The organism is Bacillus sp. EB106-02-03-XG38 (assembly GCF_058792175.1).
Genome location: NZ_JBYTED010000005.1, coordinates 66,697 through 86,315, shown reverse-complemented (window position 1 = coordinate 86,315; position 19,619 = coordinate 66,697). Strand labels below are relative to the sequence as shown.

13 protein-coding genes and 3 pseudogenes are annotated in these 19,619 nt (G+C 32.6%); 6 read left to right on the top strand and 10 right to left on the bottom strand.

Annotated elements, in window-relative coordinates; all coding sequences use genetic code 11:
* The 6 genes and pseudogenes from AC3WTI_RS21240 to AC3WTI_RS21215 form a co-directional block, all read right to left on the bottom strand.
* Positions 1 to 4,557 carry a non-ribosomal peptide synthetase gene (locus AC3WTI_RS21240; RefSeq protein ID WP_098903323.1) on the bottom strand — a complete coding sequence of 1,519 codons (4,557 nt, stop codon included), beginning with the start codon at positions 4,555 to 4,557 and terminating at the stop codon, positions 1 to 3.
* Between the two features lie 14 nt (positions 4,558 to 4,571).
* Entirely contained in the window at positions 4,572 to 5,825 is a 1,254-nt protein-coding gene (locus AC3WTI_RS21235; RefSeq protein WP_097841330.1) for an MFS transporter, read from the bottom strand.
* Between the two features lie 1,410 nt (positions 5,826 to 7,235).
* Entirely contained in the window at positions 7,236 to 9,161 is a 1,926-nt protein-coding gene (locus AC3WTI_RS21230) for a M56 family metallopeptidase (RefSeq protein ID WP_098903322.1), read from the bottom strand.
* A complete protein-coding gene (locus AC3WTI_RS21225) occupies positions 9,158 to 9,559 on the bottom strand; it encodes a BlaI/MecI/CopY family transcriptional regulator (protein WP_098903321.1) in 402 nt (133 codons plus the stop codon). The genes AC3WTI_RS21230 and AC3WTI_RS21225 overlap by 4 nt, the downstream gene beginning before the upstream one ends.
* A 432-nt stretch (positions 9,560 to 9,991) precedes the next feature.
* Positions 9,992 to 10,159 (bottom strand): annotated as a pseudogene (locus AC3WTI_RS21220) (DUF3902 family protein); the annotation flags it as partial.
* A gap of 81 nt (positions 10,160 to 10,240) precedes the next feature.
* Positions 10,241 to 10,595 (bottom strand): annotated as a pseudogene (locus tag AC3WTI_RS21215) (pyridoxal-phosphate dependent enzyme); the annotation flags it as partial.
* Positions 10,596 to 10,987: 392 nt separating this feature from the next.
* Here AC3WTI_RS21215 and AC3WTI_RS21210 point away from each other — a divergent pair.
* Positions 10,988 to 13,207 (top strand): S-layer homology domain-containing protein, encoded by a 2,220-nt coding sequence (locus tag AC3WTI_RS21210; RefSeq protein WP_492304396.1) that lies wholly within the window; start codon positions 10,988 to 10,990, stop codon positions 13,205 to 13,207.
* 377 nt (positions 13,208 to 13,584) lie between these two features.
* On the opposite strand, the gene AC3WTI_RS21205 is transcribed toward AC3WTI_RS21210, so the two are convergent.
* Both AC3WTI_RS21205 and AC3WTI_RS21200 read right to left on the bottom strand, forming a co-directional pair.
* Positions 13,585 to 13,710 carry an aspartate phosphatase gene (locus AC3WTI_RS21205; protein ID WP_097841325.1) on the bottom strand — a complete coding sequence of 42 codons (126 nt, stop codon included), beginning with the start codon at positions 13,708 to 13,710 and terminating at the stop codon, positions 13,585 to 13,587.
* Positions 13,707 to 14,207, bottom strand: a pseudogene (locus AC3WTI_RS21200) (hypothetical protein); the annotation flags it as partial. The pseudogene AC3WTI_RS21200 and the gene AC3WTI_RS21205, both read right to left, overlap by 4 nt.
* A gap of 536 nt (positions 14,208 to 14,743) precedes the next feature.
* On the opposite strand from AC3WTI_RS21200, the gene AC3WTI_RS21195 reads away from it, so the two are divergent.
* From AC3WTI_RS21195 to AC3WTI_RS21180, 4 genes are all read left to right on the top strand, one after another.
* The gene (locus AC3WTI_RS21195; protein ID WP_097841324.1) at positions 14,744 to 15,226 is read left to right on the top strand and encodes a thioredoxin family protein; all 483 of its coding nucleotides are present in this window, start codon (positions 14,744 to 14,746) and stop codon (positions 15,224 to 15,226) included.
* A 39-nt stretch (positions 15,227 to 15,265) separates the two neighbouring features.
* The gene (locus AC3WTI_RS21190; RefSeq protein WP_097841323.1) at positions 15,266 to 16,411 is read left to right on the top strand and encodes a DUF418 domain-containing protein; all 1,146 of its coding nucleotides are present in this window, start codon (positions 15,266 to 15,268) and stop codon (positions 16,409 to 16,411) included.
* 315 nt (positions 16,412 to 16,726) lie between these two features.
* Entirely contained in the window at positions 16,727 to 16,921 is a 195-nt protein-coding gene (locus AC3WTI_RS21185; RefSeq protein ID WP_048568735.1) for a hypothetical protein, read from the top strand.
* A gap of 89 nt (positions 16,922 to 17,010) precedes the next feature.
* Positions 17,011 to 17,139, top strand: a complete 129-nt coding sequence (locus AC3WTI_RS21180) for a hypothetical protein (RefSeq protein WP_255448474.1) — start codon at positions 17,011 to 17,013, stop codon at positions 17,137 to 17,139.
* Between the two features lie 52 nt (positions 17,140 to 17,191).
* Here the strand turns inward: AC3WTI_RS21180 and AC3WTI_RS21175 are convergent, their stop codons facing one another.
* Entirely contained in the window at positions 17,192 to 17,875 is a 684-nt protein-coding gene (locus tag AC3WTI_RS21175) for a CPBP family intramembrane glutamic endopeptidase (RefSeq protein WP_097841322.1), read from the bottom strand.
* Positions 17,876 to 18,087: 212 nt separating this feature from the next.
* Here AC3WTI_RS21175 and AC3WTI_RS21170 point away from each other — a divergent pair, with 212 nt between their 5' ends.
* The gene (locus tag AC3WTI_RS21170) at positions 18,088 to 18,696 is read left to right on the top strand and encodes a DUF998 domain-containing protein (RefSeq protein WP_097841321.1); all 609 of its coding nucleotides are present in this window, start codon (positions 18,088 to 18,090) and stop codon (positions 18,694 to 18,696) included.
* A gap of 338 nt (positions 18,697 to 19,034) precedes the next feature.
* On the opposite strand, the gene AC3WTI_RS21165 is transcribed toward AC3WTI_RS21170, so the two are convergent.
* Positions 19,035 to 19,610, bottom strand: a complete 576-nt coding sequence (locus AC3WTI_RS21165) for a hypothetical protein (protein WP_097841320.1) — start codon at positions 19,608 to 19,610, stop codon at positions 19,035 to 19,037.
* Between the last annotated feature and the right edge of the window lie 9 nt (positions 19,611 to 19,619).

Below are 19,619 nucleotides of genomic sequence, written 5' to 3'. Positions count from 1 at the left end.
TTACACCCTCTTCTTTGTTAATTTAAGTAATACTTTGCTCAAGCTTTCTTCCGTAAGATCCTCTGCATCAGCAAAATCTGATACCGTAAAAGCAGACTCTGTTGTTGGTTTATTTATAAGTTGACGAAGATGCCTCAACATACCATCTGCTATTACTTGAATTTTTAATTTAGAAAACTGTTCTCTACTATACATCCAAATAAAATGTAACTTTTCATCTTTCACCATTCCGATAACATCAATTAGATGAGATGGCTTGGAATCTGGAGCATGATTTAAAAATGTAAACCCTGTCTCTTGCATAAACAAAGATTCTATTGAAAACACCTGATCAAATTGGCCCAAATAATTAAAGCTTATTGAAGGATTTTGCTGATAAACCGGAATTAACCCTTTATTCAAGTAACGTAAAATACCATAGTCAACTCCGCGATTCGGAATTCGACGCAATTGTTCTTTGACAGCCTTCAACCCTTCTATAGGTTTTTGAGTTCCTTGAAAATTGAGATGAACGGGATAAATACTCGTAAACCAGCCCACTGTCCGTGATAAATCAATACCTTCAATCATCTCTTCTCTTCCGTGTCCTTCTAGATGAATAGAAACCGTTTGCTGATTTGTAAAATCGACGATAGCTTGTCCTAATGCCGTTAATAGTACCTCATCAATCCTTGTCTTATGAGTCACTGGAACTTCGTGTAACAATGCATGTGTTTCTTCTATTCCTAAAGTCCTCGTCACTTGATCAATCGATTCTTCTGTTGTTTCTTGTATTGGATAGTCCATTGGAATTGTCATCGTTTCTTTTTCTACTTGTTCATTCCAATAATCCTGTACTTCTTTTGAAATACCCGAATCACTGTATGTCTGGAGTCGTTCAGACCATTCTTTAAAAGATGTACTTTTCGCAGGTAAGCGAATTCCTTGACCTTGTTTCATCTGGTTATATACCACCTGTAAATCTTCCAATAGAATTCTCCACGATACTCCATCTACTACTAAATGATGAATCACCCAGAATATTCGATCATTTCCAGTCAAGTTATCCTCAAAGTAAACTACTCTCATTAACGGACCAGTAACTAAATTGAAACTATCTTGATTAATGTTCATCTCTTCTTGTATTATCTTATTCCACTCTTTTTCATTAACTTTGTTCCGTTTTACAACATGGAGTACTGACAGCTCATTAGTCCCTTCATTTCTCTGCCTCCATGTTCCGTTTGGTAACTGCTCGTACCGAAAACGTAAAGCATCATGATGTTTGATTAAATTTAATATTGCTCCCTCTAGTAACTTCACATCCAATCTCTCTTTTACTCTTAAAAGCATTGATTGATTCCAATGCTCTGGATGTGGATGTTCTTGCTCGAAGAACCAGTACTGAATTGGAGTAAGAGGCACATCTCCTGTCACAATCCCCTGCTCCGCTTGTACTCCCTGCGTTTCTATAGCCACTTGTGCCAGCTCGGCAATAGTTGGGCATTCAAACATTTGCTTTGGAGTAAGTTTTAACCCTACTTGACTTGCTTGAGATATGATTTGAATACTGAGAATCGAGTCGCCACCAATTTCAAAGAAATTATCATAGATTCCCACCTTTTTAATACCTAATACTTGCTTCCAAATTGTAGCCAGTATCTGTTCATTACTATTCCGAGGGCCAACACATTCACTATTAATCTGCTTTTCCTCTGGCATAGGTAAGGCCTCACGATCAACTTTGCCGTTAGCTGTAAGTGGAATGGCTTCCATCTTCAAGTATCCTGAAGGTACCATATAGCTCGGTAGTTTCGCTTTAAGATACTCTCTCCACGCACCTACATTTCCATCTCCTACAACATAAGCTACTAATCGTTTATCACCCGGTTGATCTTCTCTTACAATTACAACTGCCTCTTTTATAGATGCATATGCATTTAAAGTAGACTCAATCTCCCCAATCTCAATTCGGAAACCACGTATTTTAACCTGATGATCAATTCTTCCACGATAATCCAGATTACCATCTGGCAAATACCTCGCTAAGTCTCCTGTCCGGTATAATCTTGCTTTCGGATCACTACTAAATGGATGAGATATAAAGCGCTCTGCTGTTAATTCAGGTCTATTTAAATACCCACGCGCAAGCCCTGCCCCGCCAATATAAAGCTCACCATCTACACCTATAGGAACAGGTTGTTGATAAGCATCTAATATATACACTTCTAAATCTGGAATCCGTTTTCCGATATTACTTCTCGAAGCATGATGCACATCATCTAGAGTAATTGGATAATACGTAACATGAACTGTAGTTTCTGTAATTCCATACATGTTAATTAGCTGTGGTTCTTTATCCCCATATCTTTGAAACCACGGTAACAAGCTAATGGGTTCTAACGCTTCTCCGCCAAATATCACATAACGCAGCTGCAAGTTTTTATTCTTATCTTCATGTTCACACACTCGTATTAATTGTCGAAATGCGGAAGGTGTCTGATTTAGAACTGTGACTTCTTCCTCCACCAATAATTGATAAAAATCTTTTGGCGATCGACTAATCCAGTACGGAACAACAACTAATTTTCCACCATATAATAATGCTCCCCAAATTTCCCATACTGAGAAATCAAATGCATAAGAATGAAAAAGCGTCCAAGTATCTTTTTCATTAAACTGATACCAACAATCCGTCGATTTAAATAACCGAATGACATTGTGATGCTCTATCATAACGCCCTTTGGATTCCCTGTTGATCCCGAAGTATAGATTACGTAAGCTAGATTTTGGGAATTCACATCAGAAACCGGCAAGGTCTTACTTTCTTTCCCAATCTCTTCTTGATCACGAACCAGGCAAATCGATTCAACATTTTCTGGTAACCATTTCAATTCTTTTAAACTTTCTTGCGTTACGAATAACTGAATGCTAGCATCCTCTAAAATATATTGAAGTCGCTGCTCTGGATATGTTGGATCAAGTGGAACATAAGCCCCACCAGCCTTCAAAATCCCTAAAATACCTACAATCATTTCGAGAGAACGTTCAACACACAGTCCAACTAAAGTATCAGGTCCTATTCCCTTTTTCTGCAGATAATGAGCTAACTGATTTGCACGTTCATTAAGCTCCTTATAAGTAACTTTTTCTTTTTCATACGTAACTGCAATAGCGTTTGGATAAATCATTGCTTGTCGTTCGAACAATTCATGAAGAGTTTCCCGAGGTGGGAAATCCAACTTAGGATTGTTGAACTCAACTAAACTTTTTCTTTTATCTTCATCAGAAATAATTTCGATTTCAGCTACCTTCTGCTTTGGGTTTTCAAAAGTGTTTTCCATTATCGATAACATAACGTTAAAAAAGCGTTTTATCTCTTCCTTAGAAAATAGCTCCTCACGATAATCAATATGTACATGTAAAGAGTCTATATCAATTAGATTTTCAATATGCACTGCAAAATCTTGTACCTCTTCACGGTTTGCGATCCATAGTGAGTCTCCACTTTCATCACGATCCCTATAATCAATCGTAGTTCCGAAAAGTCTCACATTGCTGTTATTCTCTTTATTAATCTGCTTTAATAATAAATCAAATGGATATTTCTGATGTCTTAATGATTTACTTTGTTTTCTGGACACCCTACCAATAAATGAAAGCACTTCTTCTTCTGGATCAATATCCATTCTTAAAGGAACTGTACTCACCATCATTCCAATCAATTTTCGTTCCATTTTAGTCATGCGGTTGCCGTAAGCCATTCCTAATGCAATATCAAGCGATGAGGTCCACCGATACATGGACAACGAGAAAGCAGCGACAAAAAGAGCATATAAACTAAATTTGTAGTTTTCGGAAAAAAATTCTATTTTTCTCTTCAAATGCTCCGATAATATAAACGTTTCGCGTGATGCTTTGGTACTAACTTGATACGTATTATAGGGTTTCAATCCCGTTACAGATGGAAGTGTTTTAAATTCCTCTAACCAGAATTTTCGATCTTTTTGAAAGCGATTACTATTCAAGTATGTTTGTTCATTGGCCAGAAATTGAACATATGAATTTTTAATTTCGCCTTCCTCAGTCTCGTTATGCATTTCATAATAATATTTTGCAATCTGCTCAGTAAATATTTGAATTGATAAACCATCCATGATAATATGATGAACATTTCCAAAGACTGCACATTCATCATCGTTTAATTTTATTAAAGCGAAATAGTATAAATTTGAATCAAATAATGTAAACGTTTCTTTTGTTTTCTGCTCTATCCATTCGTCAAGCAAATCTGAATTCTCAACATTACTGAAATCGAAAAACTCAAGTTCTTGTTCTTCATGTTTAATAAAATATTGTTTAGGTTCCTGATGCCCATTTTCTTTTAATCTAATGCACAAACCGTCATTTTCACTGATAACACGATTCACAACTTGGTTTAATTTTGAATAATTCATTTTTCGATGAAGTTTAAATAAAAATCTTAAATTACATATCCCTTTATCAGAATGAACAACTTCTGTATACCAAATTCTTCGCTGCGGGTGACTTAATGGATAACTTTCCTCATTGGTCATAAAAAATCTTCCCTTCAAAAATTATTTGCTCTTATAGGTTCGTGTTTATGTTTCACCCATAAATATTTCTGCAGTGAAACTCCAATTACTCCAATGACAACAAGCCCAATCCCGCCATAAACATAGAGTTGAGTTACTCCAAACAAATGCACTAATGGGCCACTCATAGCAGGAGAAATAATTAGAACTGCATTTGTTAAACTGCTTTGAATACCAAATACTCTTCCTACTTGATCCTGATCAGATTCTATTTGTAAAATGACTTGATTAGATACAAGCATCAGCCCACTTCCAATACCAGCGATAAAACTAATCAGATAGGCCAAAATGAAAACCGTACCGGGCGTTATCAAACCAATCCCCCCAAAACCAATTCCCATTAAAACCATGCCTCCACATACTACCCAACCATATTGAAATTGTTTTAATTTCTGAGTTAGTAATGCACCAAGTATTCCGCCAAGACCAATAATAGAAATGATATATCCCATTTTACTTTTATCATGTGGGAATAAGCTCTTAAATAAAGTCGGGAATTGTGAGTCTACTAATTGTAATACTGCCATGGCTATTGTAACGAAAATCATAGTTGATAATATTATCCGATTAGATAACACATAGCCCCACCCTTGTACCCAAGCGACCCAAGTGCTTTGCTTTTGCTTTTCAACAAGTTCTTTCGATATAGTTTCTTTGAACTTTATTGTTGGTATCAGAACTAACGTAGCTAATAAACAACTTATAGCTCTTATAATTAGGCAGAACTCTGGCTGAAACCAGCTCAGCAACATGCCCCCTATAAGTGGGCCTACTATCTTGGTACCCTGCTCTACTATTCCGTTGATACTTACTGCTTTAGTAAGCAAATCTGGGGATACAATCTGTCTTGTTAGTGTTTGTTGTGCAGGATAATAGAAAACAATAAAAATGGAACGAATCATTAATGCCACTAAGAGCCAGTGGATATTTTGTACAAATAAAAGAGCAATTGTTATTAAACCAACCATCAAATTACAGAACATCATAATTGGAATTTTTCTAAAACGATCTGCAATAACACCTGCCCATGAGCCAAAAATAATTCCAGGAAGTGCATATGCAACAGGGATCAATCCAATCATAGTAGGATCTACTTCCCATTCAAACCCAACTATAGTCATAATCGCTAACATATCAATAAAAACACCAAGCATAAGCAAAGAATAGGCAGAGAAAACTTGTAAATAAATCCTATTTCCTAATAGGCCTTTTGAATCGGTAGTTTTCATAAAATGTGCTCCTTAAATTTACTAAAACGGATGTTTTGGTGTACACAATACCTCTTTTTTGCACATAATTTATAACTCTACATATATCCATCCGAAATTTAATAGTATTCAAACTTCAATAACTATAAAATTCAATATCTTTGGTATAATTTATGCATTCAAATATATTTATTTTTAGTTTTTATACGTTCACTTCTGACCCTAAATAATCTTTTTTACCTATAAACGTGGACAAATTAAATGATTTCTAGTTATATCGTCATTACAACCACAGTAAAAAACGATAATATTTCATTAATTTATCTGAACTACTTTCTTTGATTTTCATATTCTACAAGCTAAAACTCTACTCAATGAAAATAATCCATTAATAGCTATCTAACCCTAACATTTATAATAGTTAAACCATCCAAATTACACCCTCTTTTCAGAATTGTCTTTTTTTTCTATTTAAAATACTATCACACAAATTTTCTAGCTACTATCTTCATAAAGTTGAAATAATCAAATTGGAAAATTCAGATAAAAATAAGGTGAATTTGCAATCATCTTAGTTAATATTATTTTCACAAATGCTATTGAGTCATAACACACGATATACTCCTCTTTTTCCACATGTATGTTAATCATAGAAATTACTTCTTTTCCTTAAAACACCCTCGTTACTATTTTATTTTTCATAAATAGGTCATACCTTTTTCCCCTTTCATTCCTCTTTATATTTCTATCATACGCAATGAGAATTTCTTTTTTCTTACCCATTACTTACAAATTACTTACTTTCAAAATCGCTTTTATAATAGGATTGAAGGAGCATCTGTGCAGGAAAGTTCAGTAAATATATTAATCAAAAAGAAACACAGAGGGTATTTACTTCCAAAAATATCTTAGCGTACGCTAAGATATTTTTCACATAGAAAAAGCTGATTTACTGTAAACTAAGGGGGAATCAGTTTTTACTCTTAATTTGTTTGTAGTGATCGCAAGAGGTTTATAGAAAAGGGTGGTTGAAAGGTTGAAATCGTTGTAAAGCATCTTTATACATTCTCCACTGACTAACGTGACCTAATTGATACTACGAGATACAAAAACATCCTGCATGTTTGAACCATGCAGGATGTTTTTGTATCTCTGTTTTTATTGTATACTGGCAAAGTAGTTTAGAGTTTCTTGTCCTAGGTTCAAAAAGTAGATACTTCTATTCCTATCATTGTTTTAGGAATAGAAGTATCTACTTTTTTATAAAGGAGTTGTTTCAGATATATATAACTACGTGTATCATTAGCATGATTTTCAATATCTGTATTACTAATCTAATATGTATAAGAAAAGAGGATATATGTTCGAATATTGAACATAATACCCTCTTCTTAGTTTAGTCCATTTAAATGGAATTCTGAGACTCTATTTTTATTTTAGAAAGGACAGCATAATTTTCTCTGTTTCTTCTTTACTTAAATCACCTGCAAGAATTATAACTTGATAAGCGCTATTCTTTCCTTTTGCAGGAACAATCATTTGCATTACTTTATAGGTTTCCTCTGTATCAAGACTTTCAACTAAGGTTATTTTTGTACCTTCTAATTCATAATTTGTTACCTTTTCATTATAATCTGCTTTTTTATTCGAGAATTCTATTCCCTCAGCAGTAACTGCAGATTGGTGCACAATATATACATTATCTTTACTTTGATTTTGATATTCATAAATAAAATCGGGATTCATTTTTCCAGTAGTCTTCGGTGTTGTAACACCTTCTCCAGTTAATTTAAACCCTTTTACCACATAACTTGGGGTCTTAATTGGAAAATCAACATATTTCTGTGCTTCCTTTTTAGTTAATCTAAATTCCGAAGTGATTTTCTGTCTAAATGGTCCAATTTCTTCACTGTTTTTCTGATATTTTTTTTGTTCTTCTGAATCTAACTTTTCAGGACTTCCTACTAACTTTACTTTTTTACCCAAAGTATATGCTTCTGTTTCTAAAGCAATAAATCGTTCAAATTCTTCTTTTGTAAACAGATTTCGTGCCAAACCAACTTCTTTAAGTAAAGTATTATACTCTCCCTCTGAAACAAAAAATTCTGCATCTGCCTGTTCTTTTGTACCAATCATTTTTTCTACAATTTGCTGTATAGGAATATCGGTTTGTGTTTTTAATTCTTTCATATTATTTTTCACTTCTATTTGTTGTTTCTCAGGGTTAGTCGGCTTATCAGCACGGGCGTTTAATAAGGATACAGATGAAACGGCAATAATTGCCACAGCCCCTATCGCAGACCAACGATATGATTTTTTTTGGAATTTTTTAATCATTAGAATTCTCCTTTTTAACGCTCTCTTATTTTTACTAAAATTCGCTATACTTGGGACTTGATAATAACTTGAGTAGTGTTCCAATAGACTAATAATAGTATGTCCATACGCAATTTGTTCCTCTGCATCTATACATGTAAGAGCTAATGCATCGCATGCTAGTTCTTGATCTTCCCGCATACATGAGTAGGCATACCATAGAATGGGATTAAACCAATTTAAAATGAGTAACCCATGCATAAGCCAATTCACACCAACATCTCTTCGCTTGATATGAGCTAATTCATGATAAAAAATATATCGTAATTGTTGTTCATCTAAAATCTTCATATGTACACTGGATAACAACAACTTGGGGCGAATAAATCCGAACACCGTCGGACTGGAAACCTTTCCAGATACAAATAGAGGGATATTCCGTTGAATAGACATAGATTGCTTACACTTTTCAAAAATCTGGACAATCTTCTCATCTGTAATAACAGGTTGTTTTTTTATGTAAAGTAATAAACGCCTGTTCATTACAAAAGTAGCAACACTTAGAAGGGTAACGCCAGTAAGCCAAATGTATATACAGATTGTATAGAATGGAATCGGCTCATCATCCTGCTTTTCATTCATGCCTGTTTGTGTCTTATTTGCCTGAACAGTTTTTGTTGAACTTGAGGTATAAATACCTTCTTTTGTGAGAACCTTTGTATCGTCTATATCTTTTAATTCTTGCTTACGCTCTTTTGTAAGAAAATTAGCTACAGGATTTCGGCTAGAAATGAATGCATTATCACTCTTGTAAGTAAGAACAGAATAGATACTATAGGAACTATCTGGCGACCAAGGTAATACAAGTCTTATAATTAATATGATCCATAGCATATATTGCCAGCGTGGAGTTAACTTATTTCTAAACAAGACCTTGATACACAAGATTAGTCCCACTAATATACTAGCCATAATCGAGGTCTCAATCACCCAATCAAAAAAAGCAGGTAGATATATATTAATAAATTTTTCCACAACTATAATCTATCCTTCCTCTGATTTTCCTCAGTTTTCTCATCTAGAATACGTTTAAGTTCGTTAATATCTTCTGAAGACAGTTTTTCTTCTTTTAAAAAATTTACAAGTAAAGGTTTAAATGCTGCACCATAGAAACGTTTAAGTAAAGATTTTGTTTCTACTTGTAAATAACTATCTTGCGAAACCAAAGGATAATAAGAGTACAAACGCCCTTTATCTTGATGATAAGCAACTGCTTCTTTTTGGACTAATCGATTAATCAGCGTTCGAATCGTTTTTGGTTTCCAATTCATTTTCACCTCTAACGCTTCAATCACCTCATTTGCCGTTTGTGGAGATTTTGACCAAAGTACTTTCATAACTTCTAACTCAGCTTCCGAAATTTTAGGTAATTCTTTCATTGTTTAAAATTACACCTCTCTGTATTACATTTGTAATCTACAACTGAATATTACACTTGTAATCTCCCATTGTCAATCGTATTTAATGTTTGTAGAATCCTTTCCTATGTCCATTAACATTAGAATGAAAAAAATTAAAAGAAGTTTAGACACTTGCTATAATAACCAATACGTTTAATGTTCTGCTAATTCTAATGGTTTTTAAAACGAAAACTAACTTTAATGATTAGTAGATATAATAATGCATTTTTATATCTACTAATATTTGTAAGAGTATATTTTTATCTAAACACGCTCTTACAAATATTTAAACCCTATATGAATTGCTTTTCCATTCTGATTTTCTTTTAACTAATACATATATTTTTACATACGATTATCATGCCAGAAGTTTATTGGAACATGGTTATTTTTATAATAAGCTTCAAATTTAGTTTTATTATATAAGCCTATTAAAATGCCCAAAGATAGATATGCCAGTAATAGCCCTACCCAATCCCAGATCCAATCTTGACCTCCCCCTAAATTAAAAAAAAGCGAAATGACCCCTCCTACTGCAAGAATCAAGGAGATCATAATGTTACTTAAAGCTGATTTCATAATGTTTTCACTTCCTAAAAATTTTTATAATTAAGCATTGGTGTTTACTCATATGTTGTCATTTACTTATTAGAAATTTTTTTAAATTAACGGAGAACCTGTTTGATAGTATTCTTCCATTACTTCTTTTGAAATCATACTTCCTCCTGTTCCCTATACAATTTGTGTACCTTGATTCAATTTATGTTTTAAATCATTATTTTGTAAATAGCCTCTCCCCTTTTATGCAATCTAATGGGTCTATTCATTCCTGCTAATGCTGATGGTTCTAGCTGGATATCCTCTTTACCCACTAATTCTTTTAATAGCTGATATAAATGATTATCACTAACTGTATATGCCCTACTAAAAATGGTTCTATTGTTTTCCCTATAAACCCAGATACTCTTCCAAGTGCAAGTCCATCCACTATTTTATTATTGTCAATTCCAAAATCTTATACAGGAATCCCCTCATATAATCAGGTCATCATACTTAATAGCGCATATTGAGACTTTTGGTTATTAAATTCAAGTGAATTCTTGTATTCTTATTACACTGGTAAATACAATTAAAAGTTAACTGTAACTTATTATAATTAAACGTACATTAATACGTCAATAAAACATTAAATTATACTTAATAAAAATAATTTATACTTATTTTAGATGTAAATTTTACACATTTTTGTAAATATTATTCATTGACACTTATACATATAAGTAACTATAATCGTTACACCTAATTGAATAAATGTCTTTTTAAAGTCAGCATCATCACAAATATATAAATATAAAATAAAAAATTTCAATTTGGTAATACAATAGATTGGTAGAGGTGTATATTTTTATGAAGCGCAAATTAATTACAACAGGTCTCCTTGCAGGGGCTATATTATCCTATTCTTCTAGTATTTATGCGGATACTCAAAAGTTTCCTGATGTTCCAAAGTGGGCAGAGCAATCCGTTAATTATTTAGTGGATAAACAAGTATTACGTGGCTACCCAGATGGGATCTTTGGGTCAAATGATTCATTAGATAGAGCTTCTGCGGCTACTATTATGACAAAGGTTTTGGGTATACAAATTGAATTCGATGCGAAACCGTCCTTTACAGATTCACAAAACCATTGGGCTACTCCCTATATAGCTGCTGCTGAAAAAGCTGGCATTATTAAAGGAGAAGGAAATGGAATCTTCAATCCAACTGGAAAGGTTACACGTGCTGCTATGGCGACAATGCTAGTAAATGCTTATAAATTACAAAGTACAGCAAATGATAATGGCCAAAGTAAATTTGAGGATTTAAAAGGGCATTGGGGAGAAAAGTATGCCAATATTTTAATTGATTTAAAAATTTCTAGTGGTACTGATAACGGCTGGCAACCAAATAGATTCATAACACGAGCTGAAGCTGCTCAACTTACTGCTAAAACTGATATGCTGTCAAGAGAAATGAATAGTGAATTAAAAGAAAAAGACTATACAAGTACTAATACTCTTCTAAATCAGCACCAAAAACTTTCTGGTAAAGTAATTGAAAAAACGGAAGACGGATTGGTGGTTTCTGGTGAAAACTCAAGTGTATACGCTATCGTTTCTTCCCCTGAGGTACTTAAAGATATTAAGATTGGGGATACCGTTACCATTTATGCTCCTATGTTTATAGGCTCAATACCAGGTGATCCAGCTATAGCTAAATATGCTATTGTTCAAAAAGAAAATGAAGAAAACGTTCTAAAAAAGCAATATAAAATGCACACTGGAAGTGTAATCAATAAAACAAAGGACACTATTGAAATTTCTAGTGAAGGTTTGACGGTTAGCGCTACCGTTTCTTCTGAAGTCTTACAAGATATAAAGATTGGAGATACTGTTACGATTTATGGGGCATCTTTTATGAGTAATATGGCAACTGGTGAATTATCTGCTAAAGCTCCAATCATCGAAAAGTTGGCAAGTAAGACAGTCACTCTTAATACAAGTGTAGATAACACAACGTCTGTTGAGAGTAAGTCTCCTAACACTAATACAACTTTATCAGTACATCACGAAAAAGAACAAGCTCTTCTAAACCAACATAAAAAGCTTTCTGGTAAAGTAACTACTAAAACAGAAAACTCTTTAATCATTTCCAATGGAAATTCAATTTTAGATGCTATGGTTGCTTCCCCTGAAATCCTTAAAAATATTCAAATTGGAGACACTGTTACGATTTATGCACCTATTTTTATAGATGGTCTTGTATTTGGTGAACCAGATACAGCTAAATATGCTATTGTTCAAAAAGAAAATGAAGAAAACGTTCTAAAAAAACAATATAAAATGCACACTGGAAATGTAATTAATAAATCAAAGGACACTATTGAAATTTCTAGTGAAGGCTCGACTGTTAGTGCTATCGTTTCTTCTGAAGTCTTACAAGATATAAAGATTGGAGATACCGTTACCATTTATGGGGCATCTTTTATGAGTAATATGGCAACTGGTGAATTATCTGCTAAAGCTCCAATCATTGAAAAGTTAGCAAGTAAGACAGTGACTCCTAATACAAGTCTAGATTTATCGAAATCTATATCAGAATTCGATAAAAAAGAACAAAATGCTCTGAATCAACACCAAAAACTTTCTGGTAAAGTAATTGAAAAAACGGAAAGTGGATTGGTGGTTTCTGGTAAAAACTCAAGTGTATACGCTATCGTTTCTTCCCCTGAGGTACTTAAAGATACTAAGGTTGGGGATACCGTTACCATTTATGCTCCTATGTTTATAGGCTCAATACCAGGTGATCCAGCTACAGCTAAATATGCTATTGTTCAAAAAGAAAATGAACAAAATGCTCTAAAAAAACAATATAAAATGCACACTGGAAGTGTAATCAATAAATCGAAGGAAACAGTCCAAATTTCTAGTGAAGGCCTGACTGTTTCTGCCACTGTTTCTCCTGAAGTGCTTGAGGATATTCAAGTTGGGGATACCATCACTATTTATGGGGCATCTTTTATGAGTAATATGGCAACTGGTGAATTATCTGCTAAAGCTCCAATCATTGAAAAGTTAGCAAGATAAGCAAAAGGAATCCAATGGGAAAATCCCCATACTAATAAGTATATAAATGCTATTTCTTTAATACCTATGGTTGTGTTAGTTATTTAAAATTGATATAAATTTGCTTTGTATAAAACTAAAAACAAGAGGCTTCTTACAATTAAGAAGCTTCTTGTCTTTTGTATAAATCTATTTATTTAGAATACTTTCATGGATATTTTATTATAAACTAAGCAGTTTAAGGTTTCTTGTCCCTAGTTCAAAAAGTATCTACTTTCATGAATGTCTTTTGTTACTTCTGTAGAATTAAACTAAATTTTAGTTGAACTTCACATTTAATTAGGTTTTACTGGGAATTAAAAAAGAGGGTGCTCGCAGCTCCCCCTTTTTTTAGATAATTAAATATGCTCTCCATGATCCATAAACACTTGAATAATTTCATTTTGTGATACGTCTTTTACATTAGTAAGACCAAAAGTAAAAACAGCGGATAACATCATCATTAATAAGATTGCTTTTTTCATTTTAGCGCCCTTCTTTCTATACTCTTTTTGTCTGCATCTAAAGCGATGTGTAAATACTTGCTGGCTTTTTCGTGATCTTCTGAACCATAGAATATATTACCTAAAAGATAAGCATATTCTTTTACCCAATCATATAATTCTTCTTCTTCAAAATACGAAATACCTTCCATGACCACCTTTTCTAATTCTTCTTGTGGTGCATAGTTATGTACTGCTTTTAAAATTTGAAAATGATGACGATAACATAAATCACTAATCTTATAGCCATTCTCAATATATTCATTAGCAATATGATTGTGACCTAACTTAAAATGTTCTCTTGCTAAAAGAAACATCGTTTTAGCGTTGTTTTCTAATGACTCCTCTAAATGCTTAATTGCTAACTCTGACATGTTTTGACTTGCATATAAAAGCCCTAAATTGTGCCTTACACGTTTAATAAGACTTTCATCATTAGATTTTTGGAAAGTCCCCAGTGCTGAAAGTAAATATTCCTCTAATAGTTTCTTTAGAAAATCCCGCTTTTCAAAATCAGAAACTATATTCTTTAATTCCTCTTGTAAAGAAGAGCTCCACTTTCCATTTCCTAAGGCTACACGTTCATCACGTCTCAAGTTCTACGCATTAGTAATAATAGTATATTCTTTGCAGCATAAACTACTTCAAAAGGTATCAAAATATAATTCAGCCACACTTCATAAGTACACACACTTTTTGAGACGTTGTTTGTTAAATAATTTTATGTTTAATGGAGAAAAATAGTGCACCTAACAATTGGATACAACACAGAGAATCCCTTAAGTGTAGTTTTGATAATTTTTTATATACAATATGGTACGTGAAATTATATAAAACTAGTTATTATTTTTCTTTAAAATTCTTATAGCATTCTATATAAATACTATGTTATTATATAGATAGAAAATTTGTTTCCATTGTTTATACTCTATTGTACGTAGCGTGAAGGACAAACCTTACGCCCAGTTAACTCGGGCGAGGTTTGTCCTTTTTTTACTTTAAGGAGGAATTTACTATGAAAAAAGTCTACAAAATTGGAGCAATTGTTACTACTTTATTTGTTGCTTGTATTGCGATCTTTACTTTAACTAAGAATGAATCAGTCAATACAGAAACCATAACACCAGAAAAAACAATTGTATCTGCTGCAGATGTAAAAGGAGCACCTGAGAATATAAAAGATATTTCAAAAGAAGAATTAAAACAAAAAATACAATCACATGAAGAGTTCATTGCGTATTACTATCAACCTACCTGTCATTTTTGTAAAAAAGCTGCACCAGATATAAATAGTATGTCAAAAAAGCATGATAGAACCATCTATCGTATTGATATATCTACACCAGAAAATCAAAGTGCCTTTCAAGAGTTCGACATTCCAGGTACTCCAGTTGTTGTAGCTTATAACAGGGGTGAAGAAGTTGAACGTCTAGAAGGAGCCGTGTCAGCTGCTACATATGATGGATTCTTTGCAAGACGTAATTCGAGCGCTATCTAGTATAGTGCTCGTTTTTCTTTGTACGAAAGGAGAATTAACATGCAACAAAGCACTCGTATTCATTCTTTAGACATAATAAGAGGTATTGCCATACTATGTATCTTATTTGCTAATCTACCTACTATGACGGGACTTGATCCCTTTAATCAAGTAGGGTACTCCGGTACAGATAAAGTAATTCGTTTTTTAGTAGATTTGTTTATACAAGCAAAGTTCTACACTATTTTCGCATTCTTATTTGGAGTAGGATTTTATATCTTTATGAAGAGTACAAAAGCCAAAGGATATCCCATGTATAGGCTATTTACTCGGAGACTGTGTATTTTACTAATCTTCGGTTTACTCCACTTCACCTTTCTATGGTATGGAGATATTCTACATGCGTATGCTATAGCTGGATTTATTCTATTGTTCTTTTATAATCGATCTACTAAGCTTATTTTTATAGCTGGTTGTAGTTTCCTAACGGTTAGTTACGTATTACATATTATTGTATTTTCACGAGCAGGTTCTTCTATTCCTGAAGTGCCAACTTACTATCAATATATGTTTACAGGCATTACTACCAACCACACGGTAAATCTATTTACACATTATTTATATCAAGTAAAAGCACGTTTGCTTTTTCTGATGATAGAGGAACCCCAACAACTACTAATTGGGATTCCGGAATATATAGGCTTATTTTTAATCGGTTTATGGGCTGGTAAGAAAGATATTTTTAAAAGGGTACCGGAATTATTAAAGCACATTATATTTTTACAGTGGAGCTCGTTATGCATTTCATGTCTTCTCTCTTGTCCCATTATCTACTACTTTATAAAAACGGATGTCTATTACTCTTACGATATACAACTATGGATTCTATTTGGAGGGAAAATGCTAGCTATATTCTATATTTGTACCCTACTTAGAATTTGTGAGAATAAAAAATATATAGAGTGGCTGTACCCCTTTATGAACGTAGGTAAGTATGCTTTAACGAATTACATTAGCCAAAGTATCCTTACGCTTGTCATTCTTTCGTTGTACTTTAAAGATGTCTCACACATATATTACTGGCAACTATGTACCTTCGGGATTTTAATTATCCTTGCCCAAATTATATTCAACTCAATTTGGAGTAAATATTTCCGCTATGGTCCTATTGAGTGGATATGGAGAAAAGGAATTTATAAAAAATAGCCTATTTTTCTCCATTTACATGCAATTAACTGGAAAAACGATAAAATGTTATATTAAAGATTAAAGATATATTTGTGGCTTTGAGATTATGTTATTAAAATTACATTGGTTCAAGACGAAGGACGGCACCTTAGGGTGTCTTTCTTTATAGAATTTAGTATTAACATGTATAACAAATTGTACGTGTTAATCTGCCGCCTTATTATCCTGTAAAAGAAAAAATTTAAATCCCATAGATATCTATCTTATAGTTAATTACATACATCAATCCATGATATAATTATATCTATATATTTAATTTAAAGGGTGATAATAATGAATTTATACACAAATAAGCAAAAAATAGTATCCCTTATAATTGCTTCATTTATCTTTTTCAGTTTTGTATTAACGGGTATATACAATGTTATAAAATCAAATTTCTTTTACGTAAATTTAGCAGGTTTAATCCTCAACAGTTTCATGTTATTTGTAGCAGCTAAAGCATTAATGAAACAGATTAAAGAATAAGTATATAACAATGATAAAATAAATTTAAGCTTATTTGAAGTATCGACACATCACAGTCAAGTAAATTCAATGCAGATGGAGGATTCAACATGAATAATCTAAAAAACTACTTAAACGAGAATCGTTTTATGAAATATTGTCTATATATAATATTAGGAGCTGGATTAATAAGAACAGGTTATGAATTTGGCTATTTCGTTACAAATTTCATGCAATAAAACAATAAGTGGTGTTAATAACAAATAACACCACTTATCAATATATTTTTCATCATATAACTTGAAACATAACAATTATTAAATTCATAATTGCATGAACAAAAAATGATACTAGTAACCTATTAGTACGCACATATACCACAGCGAGCACGATTCCAATTAAAAAATATCCGAATATAAATGGAAAGTCAAAATGCATAATAGCAAAGAACAATGAACTTATTAATATACTCCAAGTTTGTGTAAACCTTCGCGTTAAAATATTTATGGCCGCATAACGAAAAACAAACTCTTCTACTAAAGGTGCAAGAAGAACAATTGAAATAAGTGCCACAGGAGATATTACCGCAGCAGCAACTGTACTAGACGTATTTACTGATTGCGTAGTTAGCTGGAATACACTCTTATCTAAAAGACTTCCAACCATCTGCCCAAGAAATACTAATATGATCCCAATTAAAATCCATACAAATAAGTTTCTTGATAATTTAATTGATAACTTTGTATCTTTCATTAACTCTTTTCTATATATAAAAAAAAAGATTATCCACGTAACTGAAAACCCAATTAGTTCCCAATGTACGAGAAGTTGTTGGATTGCTTGCTGTTGATTTCCCTGAATATCATACCAACCTGTCTTTGCAAGCAATTGGAAACCTATAATCCCAACAAATTGAGTCATTATAAAATATATAAGTATGATATAACCTGATTTATGTAAATTACTATTATTCATGTTTATGTATTTACCCTTCACTTTTTTTATTTAATTAACGATTTTGGTTTACTTTTGCTCCATCCATTTTTTCTACGTCTTTCCGCTAAACACATTTGTCCAGAAAACCTCATATTGTTGAACAGGGTTATCGACTCTCAACTTGAAATTTTTTATTTTTGATGATGTAACCACCTATAATGAAAATATACTTTTTCCAAAGGAGGAATCTAATGTATATATCAAACAGGGTTGGCTTAATTAGCTGGATTGCAACTTGCCTATACTTTTTAATTGAACCTTTCTTTATTTTCACTTCTACAGCACCTTATAACTATTATCGCCACGCAATGAGTGATCTAGGTGTAACAACCTGTGGAGAATTCACCTACAAAATAGCTCCTTATGAAATATGCTCCCCTAATCATTTTTGGATGAATTTACTCTTTATTATTAATGGAATAACATTTTGTATTGGAGTACTGTATATTTCACAACATCTAGAAAAAACAAGAATTAATACAATAGCAACATTTTTTATACTTATAATAGGAATCTCCACTATAGTTTCAGGATTAATTCCTGCAGATGTAAACCTAATTGGACATTCTATTCTAGTTTGGATAGGTATGCTTACTGTATTTCCAGGACTATATATTTTTGCTAAGAATCTTAAAAAAGCTGGAAAATGGACATATTTCTGTTTACTAAGTTTAATAGTAATAACAACACTTATCTCACTTGTTTTTCTTTTCCCCTTACCTGCAGGTCTACTACAAAGACTTTTCTATTTGGTTCTTTTCGTTTGGGGAACTGTATCAACCTACAAATTAATAAAATAAAAAATTTGTTCACTTTTTTGATACATTTATGAAACATTCATATGTTATCTTCGATATGTTCTTTTCTCTTTATAATGCCGTGTGAGATATACTCAGACTTGAAGCCCTAGACCCCCTAACTCTAGGGCTTCTCTATTCAAATAAGGATTTTATTTAGTTTTGTAACAACTCATTTGTGTAATTAACATCCTCATTTGTATCCCTCCATATATATCTTACTTTAGCGATATGTATAAATTTCTTTTAACCATGGTTTTAATTCGTTGAAAAATTATGAATATTCAATTAATGTCTTTTTAAAAAGGGTTGTGTTTTTCTCCACAACCCTCATTTTCTTCTTAATCCACAAGTACTTCTTCTTGTCCATGTGGAATTTGTGCAATTGGAGTTACAATTTGTGCATATTGGTTTACCTGCACTTTAAATTGTCGTGATTCTAAAAAGTTTACTTGTTGAATTAAAACTTCAATATGAAACGTATCTACTTTTTTTCCACGATCGATTTTGGTAATTCGCGCATTGTAAAACTTATCCCCATTTAGGAAATATCGTTGTACAGCTTCTGTAGCCAGCATACGCTCATTACTTGTCATTTTCATTGGTTCAATACCAAATCCAGCCTTTGTAAACAAATACGGGACATCATAACTACTATTAGAAATTTTTCGTAGTAAGTCCTCTACTGTTTTTGTTTTCGCGATATATTCCTCCTCTTTTGTATCAAATCCCTTTGGCTTATCTCCGAGCATTTCTATTTCATCTTGGTTTACTTGTTCTTCCTCTTGCACTTGTGATTTAATCATATAACGATGAATAGTATTATAAGTAGCAACACCTGCCACTAGTACGATAATCCCTAATATGACCAAGTACTTACGAGGCATATTGGATAAAATATTGATTATTTTCTTCATCTACTCTCA